General features: G+C 27.7%; 13 protein-coding genes, 1 tRNA gene and 1 pseudogene. 7 read left to right on the plus strand and 8 right to left on the minus strand.

What is annotated here, in order from left to right; translation table 11 throughout:
• Positions 1–27: 27 nt before the first annotated feature.
• Positions 28–681: pseudogene (locus CAQ16704_RS03045) on the plus strand (metallophosphoesterase); the annotation flags it as partial.
• Positions 682–1,491 carry a phosphatidylserine decarboxylase gene (locus CAQ16704_RS03050; RefSeq protein WP_039666821.1) on the plus strand — a complete coding sequence of 270 codons (810 nt, stop codon included), beginning with the start codon at positions 682–684 and terminating at the stop codon, positions 1,489–1,491.
• Here the strand turns inward: CAQ16704_RS03050 and CAQ16704_RS03055 are convergent.
• Genes CAQ16704_RS03055 through CAQ16704_RS03085 form a run of 7 tightly spaced genes read right to left on the minus strand, consistent with a single transcriptional unit; the run spans position 1,466 to position 7,569 of the window.
• The gene (locus CAQ16704_RS03055; RefSeq protein ID WP_039666822.1) at positions 1,466–1,756 is read right to left on the minus strand and encodes a FlhB-like flagellar biosynthesis protein; all 291 of its coding nucleotides are present in this window, start codon (positions 1,754–1,756) and stop codon (positions 1,466–1,468) included. The genes CAQ16704_RS03050 and CAQ16704_RS03055 overlap by 26 nt on opposite strands.
• Positions 1,757–1,758: 2 nt before the next feature.
• Positions 1,759–4,026: a flagellar hook-length control protein FliK gene (locus tag CAQ16704_RS03060; protein ID WP_039666823.1), complete on the minus strand. Its 2,268-nt coding sequence runs from the start codon at positions 4,024–4,026 to the stop codon at positions 1,759–1,761.
• Positions 4,016–5,212 carry an MFS transporter gene (locus tag CAQ16704_RS03065; RefSeq protein ID WP_039666824.1) on the minus strand — a complete coding sequence of 399 codons (1,197 nt, stop codon included), beginning with the start codon at positions 5,210–5,212 and terminating at the stop codon, positions 4,016–4,018. The genes CAQ16704_RS03060 and CAQ16704_RS03065 overlap by 11 nt, the downstream gene beginning before the upstream one ends.
• A complete protein-coding gene (locus CAQ16704_RS03070; protein WP_052244982.1) occupies positions 5,206–5,691 on the minus strand; it encodes a hypothetical protein in 486 nt (161 codons plus the stop codon). Before CAQ16704_RS03070 ends, CAQ16704_RS03065 begins: the two co-directional genes overlap by 7 nt.
• Positions 5,688–5,954, minus strand: coding sequence for an AtpZ/AtpI family protein (locus tag CAQ16704_RS03075; RefSeq protein WP_039666825.1), 267 nt, complete (start codon positions 5,952–5,954; stop codon positions 5,688–5,690). The genes CAQ16704_RS03070 and CAQ16704_RS03075 overlap by 4 nt, the downstream gene beginning before the upstream one ends.
• On the minus strand, positions 5,951–7,228 hold the full coding sequence (gene hemL, locus CAQ16704_RS03080; RefSeq protein WP_039666826.1) for a glutamate-1-semialdehyde 2,1-aminomutase: 1,278 nt from the start codon (positions 7,226–7,228) through the stop codon (positions 5,951–5,953). Before hemL ends, CAQ16704_RS03075 begins: the two co-directional genes overlap by 4 nt.
• Before the next feature lie 2 nt (positions 7,229–7,230).
• On the minus strand, positions 7,231–7,569 hold the full coding sequence (locus CAQ16704_RS03085) for a hypothetical protein (RefSeq protein WP_039666827.1): 339 nt from the start codon (positions 7,567–7,569) through the stop codon (positions 7,231–7,233).
• A 78-nt stretch (positions 7,570–7,647) separates the two neighbouring features.
• Here CAQ16704_RS03085 and folD point away from each other — a divergent pair, with 78 nt between their 5' ends.
• The 5 genes from folD to CAQ16704_RS08145 all read left to right on the plus strand — a co-directional run bounded on the left by folD (position 7,648) and on the right by CAQ16704_RS08145 (position 12,665).
• On the plus strand, positions 7,648–8,496 hold the full coding sequence (gene folD, locus CAQ16704_RS03090) for a bifunctional methylenetetrahydrofolate dehydrogenase/methenyltetrahydrofolate cyclohydrolase FolD (RefSeq protein WP_039666828.1): 849 nt from the start codon (positions 7,648–7,650) through the stop codon (positions 8,494–8,496).
• The gene (lepB, locus tag CAQ16704_RS03095; RefSeq protein WP_039666829.1) at positions 8,493–9,341 is read left to right on the plus strand and encodes a signal peptidase I; all 849 of its coding nucleotides are present in this window, start codon (positions 8,493–8,495) and stop codon (positions 9,339–9,341) included. Before folD ends, lepB begins: the two co-directional genes overlap by 4 nt.
• 165 nt (positions 9,342–9,506) lie before the next feature.
• Positions 9,507–10,673: a pyridoxal phosphate-dependent aminotransferase gene (locus tag CAQ16704_RS03100; RefSeq protein WP_039666830.1), complete on the plus strand. Its 1,167-nt coding sequence runs from the start codon at positions 9,507–9,509 to the stop codon at positions 10,671–10,673.
• 88 nt (positions 10,674–10,761) lie between these two features.
• Complete coding sequence (gene tgt, locus CAQ16704_RS03105) at positions 10,762–11,883, plus strand: tRNA guanosine(34) transglycosylase Tgt (protein WP_039666831.1); 1,122 nt, start codon at positions 10,762–10,764, stop codon at positions 11,881–11,883.
• Entirely contained in the window at positions 11,877–12,665 is a 789-nt protein-coding gene (locus tag CAQ16704_RS08145) for a CorA family divalent cation transporter (protein ID WP_082020049.1), read from the plus strand. Before tgt ends, CAQ16704_RS08145 begins: the two co-directional genes overlap by 7 nt.
• Here CAQ16704_RS08145 and CAQ16704_RS03110 read toward each other — a convergent pair.
• A tRNA-Arg gene (locus CAQ16704_RS03110) sits at positions 12,636–12,712 on the minus strand. The genes CAQ16704_RS08145 and CAQ16704_RS03110 overlap by 30 nt on opposite strands.
• Between the last annotated feature and the right edge of the window lie 50 nt (positions 12,713–12,762).

Here is a 12,762-nt window from a genome sequence, read left to right on the forward strand (position 1 = left end):
TTAAAAAAGAATTTAGATATAGCTTTATTGACAGATGTACATTTGGGTAAAAATTTAGGAGAAGATTTTTTAAAAACCTTAATTGATGAGGTTAATGCTTTAAATGTGGATATGGTTATCATAGCTGGAGATTTAATTGATGCAGATATTGCTAGTATGCCTTATGTTGATTTATTGGAGAATTTTAAGTCAAAATATGGTACTTATTATGTTTATGGAAATCATGAATATTATAATAATATAAATGCAATAGGACAAAAACTCAAAACACTTAAAAATTTTAAAGTTTTAGAAGATGAAAGTATAGATTTTGGAGATTTTACTTTAAGTGGGACTTTGGATTTAAGTGCAAAGCGTTTGGGTTTTAAAGAAAGCAATATAGAAAAAATAAAAACCCAAATCAATCAAGAAAAGGCTAATATTTTAATCACTCATCAGCCAAAATATGTAAAAACTTATGATGTGAGTGGATTTGATTTGATTTTATCAGGACATACGCATGCAGGACAAATTTTCCCTTTTTCTTTGTTGGTATATTTAGAGCAGGGTTTTGTGTATGGACTTTATAAATTAAATAAAGATAGTTTGCTTTATGTAAGTAGTGGGGCTGGATTTTGGGGGCCTGCTGTGAGATTTTTAGCTCCTAGTGAGATAGCTTTGATTAGATTAAAAGGAGAATAAATGGGATTTAGTAATAGTGCATCAAAAATGTTTGGAATCATAGCAAAATATAAATTTCCAAAAATCATACAAAAAAATATTAATAAAGCTTATGTTAATGCTTTTAATATCAATATGAGTGAATTTAAGCCTTTAGAAGAGTATGAGAGTTTAAATGCCTTATTTACAAGAAGCTTATTAAAAGAGCGAGAGCTAGAAGATGGGTTTATAAGTCCAAGTGATGGTAAAATTTTAGAACTCGGAAGTAGTTTTCAAAATGATATAAAAGAAAATTTAGCTTTTAGTATTAAAGGTTCAAGTTATAGTATAGAAGAGCTTTTAAAAAATTCAGCTAGCAAAGAAGAATTGGAAAATGGAATAGACTATGCAAACATTTATTTATCTCCAAAAGATTATCATCACTATCATGCACCTTGTAATATGCAAATTTTAAGTGCTACTTATATGAGTGGTGCTTTATTTAGTGTGAGCGAGGCTAAACTTGCAAAGATTGTAAATCTTTATACTAAAAATGAAAGAGTAGTTTTAAAGTGCTTAGTAAATGGAAAATTTATACTTTGGATTGTATTTGTGGGCGCGTTAAATGTAGGTAAAATGCATTTTATATTTGATACTAGTATACAAACTAATGCTGCAAATTTTGATTTTACTCATACTTATGAAGATCTTTTTGTAGAAAAAGGACAAAGATTAGGCAATTTTGAACTAGGTTCGACTATAGTATTAATCACTCAAAAAGGTTTTTTAAAATTTAGTAAAAATGCCTATGAGCAAGTTGAATTTTCTAAGAAGATTGCGGACTTTGTTTAGTTTCATCTTCATTAGCAACTTTATATAAAAAGGCAAAAATTTCAGCCACTGCTTTATACATATTAGGTGGGATTTCATCACCTAAATCAAGCTTACTAAGTACTTCTACTAAGTCTTTATCTTCTTTTATGGGTATGCCATTTTCTTTAGCCAAAGAGATGATTTTGGTAGCGTTTTCACCTTTTGCATTGGCTAAAATTTTTGGAGCGTTTTGCTCTTCTTTATTGTAGCCTAGAGCTACGGCTTTTTTTGCTTTTTTAGCCATTTTTAAGCCCTTGTATCAAAACCCATGTTAAAATCATTATATTCTTCTTGATTTTGAAATTTACTTTTTACTATATCACTGATGAAAAAATTAGAGCTCAAAAGTCCTACTTTTACTAAAGCTTTTTTTAATTCATGGGATCTTTCATAAAGATTTTTTCTAAAATTTACATTTTCTATCATCATATTTATATCAATATATTTATCATTGCTTAGTGATAAAAATACATTAATTTTTCCTAGTTTTTCAAATTCAAGATTAATTTGTGCGTAGAATTTATCTTTTTTTCCACGTTTAAAAATTACATTAGATTTTTCCAAATCATCCCAAAAAAATGGTAAAAAAGTATGGATGCTGTTATTTGCTAAAGATAAAAGTTGATTAAATTCAAGTTGAACTATAAAACGATTTGCTTGACTTAAAATATTTTCATTATCTAAATTTTTAGCTAAATTAGAAATTTGCAAAAGAGTTGATTTTAAATCTTGTTGCAGATCCGAATTAATTTCATTAATATTCTTTTGGGTGATTTTTCCAATATCTTTTATGGAAAATTCTAGTTTTCTTTCTATATTTTTTATATCATCTAAAGAATTTTTTGCTTCATGGGTTTTAGGATCTAGGATTTTGAGAATTTCATTTAATTTACGTCCAATATTTCCCAATTCTTTGTTGAGATTATTTAATAATTCTTCTTGCATATTTTGACTAAAATTGAGATTTTTACCTATATTTTGTCTAAAAATATCTTCCAATTTTATATTAGGTTGTAAATTTTGTATTTTATTATCATTTTTTTTGGACTCATCTAATATTTTTGATGAATGCTTTTCATCTTTTATATTCTTATTTTGTGATATTGTATCATCTTTTAAATTTTCCGATACTTTATCTTTATGTTGAATTTCTTGTTTGTTTTGATCTTGTTTGGTATTTTCTTGTTTATCTAAAATAGGTTTTTCATCTTTTATATTCTTATTTTGTGATATTGTATCATCTTTTAAATTTTCCGATACTTTATCTTTATGTTGAATTTCTTGTTTGTTTTGATCTTGTTTGGTATTTTCTTGTTTATCTAAAATAGGTTTTTCATCTTTTATATTCTTATTTTGTGATATTGTATCATCTTTTAAATTTTCCGATACTTTATCTTTATGTTGAATTTCTTGTTTGTTTTGATCTTGTTTGGTATTTTCTTGTTTATCTAAAATAGGTTTTTCATCTTTTATATTCTTATTTTGTGATATTGTATCATCTTTTAAATTTTCCGATACTTTATCTTTATGTTGAATTTCTTGTTTGTTTTGATCTTGTATAAAATTATTCGTATTTCCATGTGTAGATTCTGATGTATTTTTATAATTTTTAATATTTTTTAAAAATACAATTAGATCTTTTATATTTTGACTAAGTTCTTTCAATATATGTGTATTTTGTATTTTGATATTTTCAGGTTTGGCTAGTTCTTTATTGATAAGTGTAAGATTTTTATTAAGGTTTTTAATGAAATTGTTTGCAATGTATTGAAGTTTTTCTTGATTTATGATATTAGGATTTTTGTTGATGTAATTTTTAAAATTTTCTATCTTATCAAAAAGCTTAAAAAGTGTTTTATAATTAGTATTTTCTAAAGAATTTTTATTGTTTTTTTTGTGATCTTGTAAAATGTAAATAAGTTCTTTTAAAGTGCTTATAGTATCAAGATTTTTTAAATCTAAATTACTTATATCTTGTTTTAAATTTTTGTTGTTTGCTCCTTTAATAGTACTTAAAAGATTGAAAAAACTTTGCGGTAAATTTTGTTCTTTCAATGAGTGGTTAAGTTTTGCTTCTAAAAACACTCCTGAATTTTTTACCAAAGAAGAGAGGTTTTTATTATTAATTTCTTTGGCGGGTTTGATAAATTCTTCTAAATTTTTGAATAAACCTTCAAAATCTGAGTGTTTAGAAAGTTCAGTTTGGAATTTTTTTAATTCATTAGCAAAATTTGGTGCAAAATTTAAATTTTTGTGATTTTTTAATACTGCAAGATCTGGATTTTTATTTGCTTTGATTTGGTCTAAAAGTTTATTAAGAAGCTCTTGTAGTTTTTGATCAATTTTACTAACATAGTCTTTAGCTAACTTAGCTTCTGTATCTGTTTTAGATAATAAAGGATTTTTTAAAGCTTCGTTGAGTGAAGTTTTTTTATCTGTTTTTTCGTTTTTATTTTCTTTATTAGTTTCGTTTTTTGTAGATTGATTTTGATTATTGGAGATATTAGTTATCATCTAGCATTACCATATTACCAGGTTTTCTTTTGAATTTGGTAAGATTTTTAAATTTCGGTTTATCTATAGCAAAGAGAACCAAAATGCTAAGTAAGCATATGTAAAAATACATAAAGCCATTAGCTTCTAAATAATACATTAAAATTCCGAGTACAGCAGGAGCAAATAAAGCTCCAAAAGAATATGTAAAAAGAACAGCTCTACCAAGTTCTACTCTTTTGCTAGAATCATCGAGCATATCATTAGCCCTTGCCAAAGAAAGGGCATATAAACAGCACATTCCCATACCAAGTAAAAACCCAAAGAAGTATTTTAAATAAATACTATAGTTTAATAATAAAATACAAAGCATAGCACTTAAAGCGGTTAATGCACATAAAATAATTGCAAATTTTCGACTTATTTTGTCTGAAAGCGTACCAATAAAAAGTTGGGATATAAATCCACCAAGCATAGTGCAAAAAATAAAAAATGAAGCCTCTTTTGCACCAAATCCTTGTATGAGTATAAATAAAGATGCCATGGAAAAAAATCCATTCAAAAGCATTCCAGCTATAAAACTTGTTACTAAAGCTAATGGAACTATATCAAAAATTTTAGGGATAGAAATTTTAGTTTTTTGCGGTAGAATTGGCTCTTTGATGCGAATTAAAAATAAAGGAATAGAGGCAAACATAATAAAGCTTGCACTTAGTATAAATAAAGTATTACTTGGAAAATCAAACGACATTAGTAAAATTCCAAAGCCAGATGATGAATAAAATACAACCTCATAAAAGGCTATTACTCTCGAACGAATTGAATTTTTAGCTTTTTCATTAAGCCATGACTCTATAACCATTAATAACGCGTAATAACAAAATCCCAACAAAAATCTCAAAAACATCCAAAAATAAAGATTAAAATTTATACTATGAAGCATAGTAGCAATACCAAAAATAATAGCAAAAATTCCAAAAGATCTTATATGTCCTACTTTTGATACTATTCTATGAGCACTTATTGTACTTATCATAGCACCTAAAAAATAACAACTTCCTATTATTCCTATGTAAAAATTGCTAACATTATTTTGTTTTAATATAATTGCTATAGAATTAACAGTTAATGCACTACCTATAAAAACAAATATCATGCCTAAAAATAACGCTGTTAATGATTTAATTGTTCTTTTTGAGCTTAACATTTTCTTATTAAAAAATTATAAATCAATACCGCTATGGGTGTGACAAACATTGCACAAAACAAGGCAAAAATACTCATTAAGCCTTGAAACTCTAAAAATAAAAACCCTGCTATTAAAAACACATAAGCAAAAATTTTAAATAAAGAAAAAAAAGCTAATGCGTTTTTAAAAATACTTTTAAATTTTGGTTTTAAATCGTCATCTATGTTAATAAATTTTATAATTTTCGGAAAAGAATATTGTTTTTTTACAAAAATTTGCAAAGGTCTTTGTGTAAAGCTATAATTTATACTTGCTTTACGAATAAAATTTTTATAATTAAAAAAAGAAATAAAAATAATTAAATTTTGGGCAAAAAAACCAAATTCAAAACTAAGAAATATTTTAAAATTTATTTCTTTATAAAAAAAAACTCCTGCTAGAAAAAGTAAATTTAACCCTAGTAAGAGTTTTAGTAAAATTTTAGGTTTTAAAATCATTGTTTTAAATCTTTATAACGGTTTTCATCTTTAAATTCTTCATAGCTTTTTACTTGTGCTTTATAGGCTTTGTATACATTTAAAATTGCTGCAGCCACTCCTATAAATACCCCTATCCAAAAAAGCCAAGCTATATCCGTCAAATTTTTTAAAAAATATCCTATACCCACACCGATTAAAACAGCCACAACCATAGATACACCAAGACTTAATCCATCAGCTGCTTCTATACCTTTACGTATGATTTTTTGTCTTTTGCTCATAGGGTTTTAAAGCTTTCTTGTGCTGCTTGTATGGTTTTGTCAATTATCTTTTTATCCATACATTCACATATAAAACCTGTTTCAAATTGAGAAGGTGCTAAGTACACGCCTTTGTTAAGCATCTGTGCGTGAAATTTAGCAAATAACTTGGTATCTGATTTTAATGCATCTTGATAATTATTAACAGGGTTTTCACAAAAGAAAAATCCAAACATAGAGCCTATATAGTTAACTTGTAAAGGAATATTACAATTATTTGCAACTTCTTTAAAACCATCTGTAAGTCTTTTAGCTAGTTTTTCTAATTTTTCATATAAACCTTCATAACTTCTTGCTTTTTTTAAACTTGCATAACCTGCAGCCATAGCAAGAGGATTGCCACTTAGCGTTCCTGCCTGATATACTCCACCTAAAGGACTCAATAAATCCATAATCTCAGCTCTTGCAGCAAAAGCAGCTGCTGGTATACCACCACCTATAACCTTACCAAAAGTTACTATATCAGCTTTTATATGATTGATTCCAAAGGAACCTAAATAAGAAGCTCTAAAGCCACTCATAACTTCATCAAAAATCAAAAGAATTTGATGCTCATCACATAGTTTTCTTAGTTCTTGTAAAAATTCTATTTTAGCAGGTACTAAGCCCATATTTCCTGCTATTGGTTCTATAATGATACATGCTATATTATCATCATTGCTGATTAGATTTTTAACACTATCAATGTCATTATAAATGGCCACTAGGGTATTTTTAGCTACATCGGTTAATACTCCTAGCGAGCTTGGAGTGTTAAAAGTAGCTGCGCCACTTCCAGCACTTACTAATAAAGAATCAGAATGTCCATGATAACATCCTTCAAATTTGATAATTTTATCTTTTTTACTAAAGCCTCGTGCAAGACGAATGGCACTCATAGTAGCTTCAGTTCCACTGCTTACAAAACGAATTTTATCTAAATGTGGCCAATCTTTTAGAATAAATTTGGCTAATTTGGTTTCAGCTAGGGTTGGTGCACCAAAACTTGAGCCATGTTCTAAAGCTTTTTTACAAGCCTTTTCGATATTTTCATCACAATGTCCAAAAAGTAAAGGTCCCCAGCTTTGAACATAATCTATATAAATATTATCTTCTATATCATTGATATAAGCACCTTTTCCTTGCTTTATAAATAAAGGATTGTTTCCTACATTTGCAAATGCACGTACTGGGGAATCCACCCCTCCTGCAATAAATTCACAAGCTTCTTTAAAGGCTTTTTTATTGTTTTTCATATTTACTCCTTTTTATTGTTTGTTACATAATCATACAGTGATTTGATTTCTTGTTCGGTTAAAGAATAAGTTGGCATAATACTTTTTGATTCTTGAGGCTGGAACAAAATTTCTCTAAAGCGTTTATAATTTGTGTTTTTAATACTTGGAATAATAAAAGGAATTTTTTCTCCATTCTTGGTGTAAAAACCAAGTGTTTGTTGATTTCCATTACCATGGCATTTAGCACAACTTATACCTCTTGGATTTTGATAAAGGGATTCTTGGTATTCTTTAGGAGAAATAAAATCTTCAGCCCAAACACCATAAAAAATTAAAAATAAAAATAATATAATTTTCATTTATTACCTTTAACAAAAAAGAAGTTTTATTATGATACAATTTTTTAAGTTAAATAAAGCTATAAATCAAGGAAAGAAATGATACTTTTAGATGGCAAAAAGTTAAGTGATGAGATTAAAAACAACCTAAAACAAGAAGTTCTAGTACTTAAATCTCAAAGTATAGAACCGTGTTTAGCTGTGATTTTAGTAGGTGAAGATTCAGCGAGTAGTACTTATGTAAATTCTAAAGCAAGAGCTTGCGAACAATGTGGAATAAAATCTTTGGTTTATAGATTGGATGTAAATACAACTCAAAATGAACTTTTAGCTTTAATTAATACTTTAAACTATGATGATAGTGTAGATGGAATTTTAGTACAACTTCCTTTGCCATTGCATATTAATAAAGATATAGTTTTAGAAAGTATTAATTTTAATAAAGATGTAGATGGTTTTCATCCTTTTAATGTAGGAATTTTAAATCTGAATTTAAAAGGTGGATTTTTACCTTGTACTCCTTTAGGTGTAATGAAAATTTTAAATCATTATGGTATAGCATTGCAAGGGGCAAATGTAGTTATAATAGGTGCTTCTAATATAGTTGGTCGTCCTATGGCAACTCTTTTACTTAATGCCAATGCTAGTGTAAGTATTTGTCATATTTACACAAGAGATTTAAAAGCCTATACAAAAAATGCGGATATTATTATTGTAGCAGCAGGTTGTCCAAATCTCTTAAAAGAAGATATGGTAAAAGATGGTGTAGTTGTGGTTGATGTGGGGATTAATAGGGTAGATGGTAAGATAGTGGGTGATGTAGATTATGAAAATGTTAGTAAAAAAGCTAGCTTTATCACACCAGTTCCTGGTGGAGTAGGTCCTATGACTATTGCAGTGCTTTTAGAAAATACAATTAAATCAGCTAAAAATAGGATTAAAAAATGAATTTTTTAAAGAAATTTTATAAATTTACGCAATCTTGGACAGGAACTTTAGTTATTGTTCTATTGGTTATATTTTTCTTTATTCAAGCTTTTACTATACCAAGTGGCTCTATGAAAAATACTTTATTAGTAGGTGATTTTTTATTTGTAAAGAAATTTTCTTATGGTATACCAACTCCACATATTCCTTGGGTAGAAATTCCTATTTTACCTGATTTTAATAAAAACGGACATTTAGTAAGCGGAGAAGGTCCAAAAAGAGGGGATATTGTTGTATTTAGATACCCTCATGAGCCAAAAATTCATTATGTAAAAAGATGTGTAGCTAAGGGTGGTGATGAGATAGTTTTTGCAAATAAAACTTTATATGTGCGTATGATTGAAGGTGATGAATATATGAAGGATTATTATCCTAATAAAACAAAAATCATAGGTGGGAAACTTTTTGTAAAAGAACCTTTTGTGGAAAAAGGAATTCATTATGATTCTAGGGTAGATATTGAAAGTGTATTTTTTCGCTACTTGAATTTAGGGCAGTTTGCAATGAAGCCTATTTCTTTTGATGAGCTGGGCATAAATAATATTTATGGATTTAATGCATATTATTATAAAGTACCTGAAAATGAATATTTTATGATGGGTGATAATCGTGATCATTCCAGTGATAGTAGATTTTGGGGAAGTGTAGATTATAAATATATAGTTGGTCAACCTTGGTTTATTTATTTTTCATGGGATGATAATAAAAAAGTAAGATGGGAAAGAGTTGGTCGTTTAGTTGAAACAATAGAAAAAGATGGTCGTTTTATTCACCATAATGAAAGTGATATAGAAGCTTTGGAATAATTACCCAAAGAAACAATATAAAATTTTTTATGTGTAAAAAATGTATATTTTTTACACAAATTTTTAAAAATATATATTCTTAATTTTATTCGTAGAACTTTTTAAGCTCCAAATTGTAACAATAATCAAAAGTAAAATTTGATGAGAATAATAAAAGGATATAAAATGTTAAGCCAAAGATCTCAAAATTTAGGAGAATCCCTAACTTTAGTAATGACTGATATAGCTAAGACATTGAAAGCAAACGGAGAAAAGGTTATTAGTTTTTCAGCAGGAGAGCCTGATTTTGATACTCCAGAAATCATTAAAAAAGCAGCAATTGAGGCTATTGAAAAAGGCTGTGGGGCTTATACACCTGTTGTGGGTATAAAAGAAGTTATAGAAGCCATACAATATAAATTTAAAAATGATAATAATTTAGAATATAAAGCAAGCGAGATTATTACTAATGTTGGTGCTAAGCATTCATTGTTTATGGCAATTGAATGTTTGGTTGAAGAGGGAGATGAAGTCATTATACCAAGCCCTTATTGGGTGAGTTATCCTGAAATGGTAAAATTTGCAGGTGGAACTCCTGTATTTATTGAAGGTAAAGCAAAAAATGGCTTTAAAATCACTCCTGATCAATTAAAACAAGCTATTACTCCAAAAACAAAAGTTTTTATGTTTAATTCTCCATCAAATCCTACAGGAGCTATATATTCTAAAGAAGAAATAACTGCTTTAGCTAGGGTTTTAGAAGGAACTAAAATCGTAGTTTTAAGTGATGAAATTTATGAAAAATTAGTCTATGATGGAGAATTTTGTGCTTTTGCACAAGTTAGTGAAGATGCTTTAAATAAAACTGTAAGTATTAATGGTCTTAGTAAATGTGGTGCTATGCCAGGATGGCGTTTTGGCTATATGGCAAGTAAAATGAGCGAGTTTAATAATGCTGTTAAAAAATTACAAGGCCAAAGTACTTCAAACATTTGCTCAATCATCCAACATGCAGCTTTACCAGCTTTGCTTGGAAAAGCAGATGGTGATATTGAAATGATGAGACAAGCCTTTTTAAAGCGTAGAGAATTAGCTTGTGAAATTTTAGCCAAAAGTGATAAATTAAAATTAGAACAAATTCCACAAGGAGCTTTTTATTTATTTATCTCTTGTAAAGAAGTTGATAGTGATTCTATGAGATTTTGTAAAAGATTATTAGAGGAGCAAAAAGTAGCTTTGGTACCAGGTGTTGGTTTTGGCATGGAAGGGTACTTTAGACTTTCTTATGCAACTAATGAAAAAGATATCATTGAAGGTTGTGAGAAAATCGTTGAATTTGTAAAAAACTACTAATTTTTTAAATCTGCTAAAAACAGGCTTTCTTTCAAAAAACTTATAAGTAAGTCTTTGGTATGATTATGCAAAAAATATAGGAAAATCAATGGAATTTGAAGTTCAATATAAAAGTGCAAATGCTAGGGCTTGCCGTATAAAAACTACACATAGTGAAATTTTAACTCCTATTTTTATGCCAGTTGGAACTTTGGCTGCGATTAAAAGCTTAGATGCTATTGATATGAGTGAAATTTTAAATGCAAAAATCATTTTAGCAAATACTTATCATTTGTATTTAAGACCAGGTTCTAAAGTGGTTAAACAAATGGGTGGCTTGCATGGTTTTAGCAAATTTAATGGTTCTTTTTTGACAGATAGTGGAGGCTTTCAAGCTTTTTCTTTAAGTAAAAATTCAAAACCTGATAAAAAAGGCATACAATTTAAAAGTCATATTGATGGGAGTTTGCATTATTTTACTCCGCAAAGTGTTTTAGATGCACAATATGATTTTAATTCAGATATTATGATGATTTTGGATGATTTAGTGGCCTTACCTGCAAGTAAAGAAAGGATAGAGCTTTCTTTAAAACGCACTATAAAATGGGCAAAAGAAGCCATTGATTATCATAAATTAAAACAAAGTCAAGGAGTGGGAATAGGGCAAAATATTTTTGGTATTATCCAAGGTGGGACTGATTTTGAAGCTAGAAAAATTTGTTCTCAAGCACTTTGCGAGATGGATTTTGATGGACTTGCTATAGGTGGATTAAGCGTAGGAGAAGAAAACAAGGCAATGTATGATACGGTTGAAGCTATGATGCCTTATATAGATAACAATCGTCCTAGATACTTAATGGGGGTTGGTACACCTGAAGATTTAGTGGAAAATGTGGCAAGAGGAGTAGATATGTTTGATTGTGTTATGCCAACTAGAAATGCAAGAAATGGCACTTTATTTACGAGTTTTGGTAAATTTAATATTAAAAAAGCTGAATTTGTAACAGATCATAGTCCTATAGATTTAAAATGTTCTTGCTATACTTGTAGAAATTTTTCAAGAGCTTATTTAAATCACTTGTTTAAAGCTAAGGAACTAACATTTTTTAGATTAGCAAGTATTCATAATTTGCATTATTATTTGAATTTAGTTAAGCAAATACGTAAAGCTATTATTAAAGATGAATTTGAAAATTTTAAAAAAGAATTTTATAGGCAAAGAATATGTTAAGTGATATTTTAAAACAAACTATTAGCAATATTAATATATCAAATGCTTATTATGAATTTGAAGATTTTGATATCTTTATGCTAGATATTACTAAAAGTTCTAAAAATATTTTTGTTTTTAAGAATAATCAAATTTTTGAATATAAAGATGATGAGTTAAAGGTATTTTCTAATACAGAATTTGTAAAAATTTTAAAAGATATTCTACAAGAAGAAAAAGACAAAAATAATACCATAAATTTATCTATAGAAAAAAGAGAAGAGTTGATTTTAGAAAACAAAAAAGTCAAAAATTTTCTTACAAAATATTTTATTTTAAAAGTAAAACTTGTTAAAAGTTATAAAATTATTTCTTCTGTTTTAGAAGCTTGTAAAATTTGTCATAGTAAGCAACATTTTATAAAGAAAAATTTAAAAACGATAATTTTAAATTTAGGGATTTTAGAAAGAAATATTAAAGATAATATATCAAGATTAGAAGGAATTTATACTTATATAAATACAGCAAGAAGTGAAAAAATTAATAAAAATATCTATTTTTTAAGTATTATGTCAGCAATTTTTTTACCTTTAAATCTTATTGTTGGTTTTTTTGGGATGAACACTAAAAATTTATTTTTATCTGAAAATGAATATGGCACTTACTATGTTTTAGGTATAATTATAAGTATATTTTTTGTTCTATTTTTATGGTATCAGTTTAAAGATAAAAAAGAATTGGATTTAGATGAATTTTCTACAAAAAAGAAAAAGTGGTACGCCCAAGAGGATTCGAACCTCTGACCTTTTGAACCGCAATCAAATGCTCTATCCAGCTGAGCTATGGGCGCAAAAAATAATGAAAAGTAATTCTATCAAAAAAATCTTAAATTAAACAAAA

The organism is Campylobacter sp. RM16704 (assembly GCF_000816245.1).
In the GTDB taxonomy this organism is placed as follows: Bacteria; Campylobacterota; Campylobacteria; order Campylobacterales; family Campylobacteraceae; genus Campylobacter_D.

Bases quoted from the DNA above. Each gene is read 5' to 3' on its own strand.
- CAQ16704_RS03050 (WP_039666821.1), top strand. From the start codon at position 682: ATGGGATTTAGTAATAGTGCATCAAAAATGTTTGGAATCATAGCAAAA.
- CAQ16704_RS03055 (WP_039666822.1), bottom strand. From the start codon at position 1,756: ATGGCTAAAAAAGCAAAAAAAGCCGTAGCTCTAGGCTACAATAAAGAA.
- CAQ16704_RS03060 (WP_039666823.1), bottom strand. From the start codon at position 4,026: ATGATAACTAATATCTCCAATAATCAAAATCAATCTACAAAAAACGAA.
- CAQ16704_RS03065 (WP_039666824.1), bottom strand. From the start codon at position 5,212: ATGTTAAGCTCAAAAAGAACAATTAAATCATTAACAGCGTTATTTTTA.
- CAQ16704_RS03070 (WP_052244982.1), bottom strand. From the start codon at position 5,691: ATGATTTTAAAACCTAAAATTTTACTAAAACTCTTACTAGGGTTAAAT.
- CAQ16704_RS03075 (WP_039666825.1), bottom strand. From the start codon at position 5,954: ATGAGCAAAAGACAAAAAATCATACGTAAAGGTATAGAAGCAGCTGAT.
- hemL (WP_039666826.1), bottom strand. From the start codon at position 7,228: ATGAAAAACAATAAAAAAGCCTTTAAAGAAGCTTGTGAATTTATTGCA.
- CAQ16704_RS03085 (WP_039666827.1), bottom strand. From the start codon at position 7,569: ATGAAAATTATATTATTTTTATTTTTAATTTTTTATGGTGTTTGGGCT.
- folD (WP_039666828.1), top strand. From the start codon at position 7,648: ATGATACTTTTAGATGGCAAAAAGTTAAGTGATGAGATTAAAAACAAC.
- lepB (WP_039666829.1), top strand. From the start codon at position 8,493: ATGAATTTTTTAAAGAAATTTTATAAATTTACGCAATCTTGGACAGGA.
- CAQ16704_RS03100 (WP_039666830.1), top strand. From the start codon at position 9,507: ATGTTAAGCCAAAGATCTCAAAATTTAGGAGAATCCCTAACTTTAGTA.
- tgt (WP_039666831.1), top strand. From the start codon at position 10,762: ATGGAATTTGAAGTTCAATATAAAAGTGCAAATGCTAGGGCTTGCCGT.
- CAQ16704_RS08145 (WP_082020049.1), top strand. From the start codon at position 11,877: ATGTTAAGTGATATTTTAAAACAAACTATTAGCAATATTAATATATCA.